Here is a 585-nt window from a genome sequence, read left to right as displayed (position 1 = left end):
TGCCGGCGCCGTTCGGGCCTAGGAGCGCGAAGACCTCGCCACGGGCCACGTGGAGGTCGAGACCGTCGAGCACGAGTTGGCGGCCGAACGTCTTTCGCAGGCCCTCGACGACGATGACCGGCGGAGCGGTGCGGTCGGGCATGAGACTTCCTCTCATGGATCTGTGTATGGACGAAACTGTGTATGTCAGTAACTGTTTATGACGGTAACACACTGTTTACGAGATAAACAGTCCTAGACTGACGAGATGACCGACGCCGTCGAGCCCGAGCTCCCGCGGGGCATCGCCCTGGCGTGGGGCGTCGCCGCCAGTCCGCAGCGTGGTCCCAAGCGCGAGATGAGCGTCGAGCGCATCGTCGAGGCGGCGATGGAGATCGCGGATGCCGAGGGCCTGGGCGCCGTCTCCATGGCGGCGGTCGCGGCGAAACTCGGCTTCACGCCCATGTCGCTGTACCGGTACGTCACCGCGAAGGAAGACCTCGTGCTGCTGATGCAGGAGGAGGCCACGGGATCACCGTCGGAGGCCGCCCGGCAGGCCGGCGGCTGGCGTGAGCGCCTCGAGGCGCTGTTCGGCGAGCAGCTGCA

Annotated in this window: 1 protein-coding gene; it reads left to right on the top strand. The window is 66.7% G+C overall.

Annotation, left to right across the window (positions count from 1 at the left end; all coding sequences use genetic code 11):
* Positions 1 to 247: 247 nt before the first annotated feature.
* A partial coding sequence (locus tag B1729_RS19435) for a helix-turn-helix domain-containing protein (RefSeq protein WP_163634460.1) occupies positions 248 to 585 on the top strand: 338 nt, incomplete at its 3' end.

Origin of the sequence: Microbacterium sp. B35-04 (assembly GCF_010634885.1) — a bacterium.
GTDB lineage: Bacteria > Actinomycetota > Actinomycetes > Actinomycetales > Microbacteriaceae > Microbacterium.
This window is presented reverse-complemented; position numbering and strand designations above follow the sequence as displayed.